Annotated in this window: 2 protein-coding genes; both read right to left on the bottom strand. The window is 66.4% G+C overall.

All coding sequences use genetic code 11. The features are described from left to right. Positions 1-736, bottom strand: a 736-nt coding sequence (locus JV551A3_RS01710) for a COX15/CtaA family protein (RefSeq protein WP_133978246.1), incomplete at its 3' end; no start/stop codon positions are given. 9 nt (positions 737-745) lie between these two features. Then, a complete protein-coding gene (locus tag JV551A3_RS01705; RefSeq protein ID WP_133978244.1) occupies positions 746-1,327 on the bottom strand; it encodes a hypothetical protein in 582 nt (193 codons plus the stop codon). Positions 1,328-1,356 lie beyond the last annotated feature (29 nt).

Genomic DNA, 1,356 nt, shown 5'->3' with positions numbered 1-1,356 from the left:
TGTGGATGGCCGTGCGCGCATCACTGTCCAGCTGCCCGCCCAGATAGTTGGGCCCGACGTGCTGGGTCAGGTGGAAGCCGTTGCTGAAGTCCGCCGCCGGCCACCACTGGCCGTGGCAGGTGGGCAGGTCGATGCAGGCGACGGCCGCGTAGTTGGCACTGACCCAGCCGCCCAGGGCGATCTGGCCGATCACCACCAGCAAGGCCAGCGCGGCGATCCGGCGCAGGCTCAATGGCAGTTTTGGCATGGGCGCAAAGGCCCGGGACAGACGCAGGGATAACAGGAACAACAAGCTCAGGGTAGTGAAGCCACCGAGTAGATGCGCGGTGACCACCTGCGGCCACAGCTTGAGGGTGACCGTCCACATGCCGAAGGCTGCCTGGGCCAGCACCACGCCCAGCAACAGCAGGGGCAGGCGATAAGGCTGGCCATCGCGGGCATGCCGGCGCAGCGCCTGCAAGGCGAGCAGGGCGATCACCATTGCCAGGGTACCGGCGAAGTAGCGGTGGACCATCTCGGCCCAGCCCTTGGCGGCTTCCACCGGGTGTTCGGGGAAATGCAGCTCGGCGTGGGCCAACTGCGCTTCGCTCTTGGGCACGCTTATGAAGCCGTAGCAACCCGGCCAGTCCGGGCAGCCGAGGCCGGCATGGGTCAGGCGGGTGTAGGCACCGAGCAGGACGACCAGCAGTGCCAGCAGGGTAGCGAACACAGCAAGGCGGAATCCGGGTCTGGCCATGGCAGGCTCCTAGCCGATGTTGGACAGCTTGAGCAGGTGGCGCAGGTCGTCCAGCACATGCTTGCCGTCGACCTTGGCGTCGTAGCGCAGCACCAGGTTGCCGTGCGGGTCGACGATCCACAGCTGCGGGCCGGCCTCGCCGACCTTTTGCAGGTAGCGTTGCGCATCCAGCGGGTAGCGCTGCAACTGTGGGTATTCGCGACCGAGCAACGCCTGGTAGTCGGCACTTGCCGGCTGAGCGGCTGCCAGGGCATGGCTGGCACGGCTGGCATCACGGCCCAGGCCGACCTGGATCTGCCGGGCCAGGTACACCAGCCGCTGGCAATCCTCGGCACAGGCTGTGGGTGTACTCACCAGCAGCTGCCAACGCTCGTCCTGGCCCGCAACGCCGAGATCGGAAAGGCTCTCGCCGTTGCCGATCATCACGCCGTGGTAGCTGCGGCCATCCGGCACCCAGAACTTGAGCTTGTACATGCTGGTGGCCAGAACCATCGGCCCGAGCACCACCAGCAGAATCAGCAGCAGCTGCAAACGCCCGCGGGCTCTGGGTTTGCTATGTTCAGGCACTTCCAGTGGAGTGGCGGTGGCCATGGCGTTTCTCCTTGTTGTGGTGCCAGCCG

This window comes from Pseudomonas inefficax, from assembly GCF_900277125.1.
Classification (GTDB): Bacteria; Pseudomonadota; Gammaproteobacteria; order Pseudomonadales; family Pseudomonadaceae; genus Aquipseudomonas; species Aquipseudomonas inefficax.
Note: the sequence above shows the minus strand (reverse complement) of the source record. Positions and strands in the feature narration are given on the sequence as shown.

Excerpts from the sequence above, each read along its gene's own strand:
- JV551A3_RS01705 (WP_133978244.1), bottom strand. The coding sequence starts at position 1,327 with ATGGCCACCGCCACTCCACTGGAAGTGCCTGAACATAGCAAACCCAGA.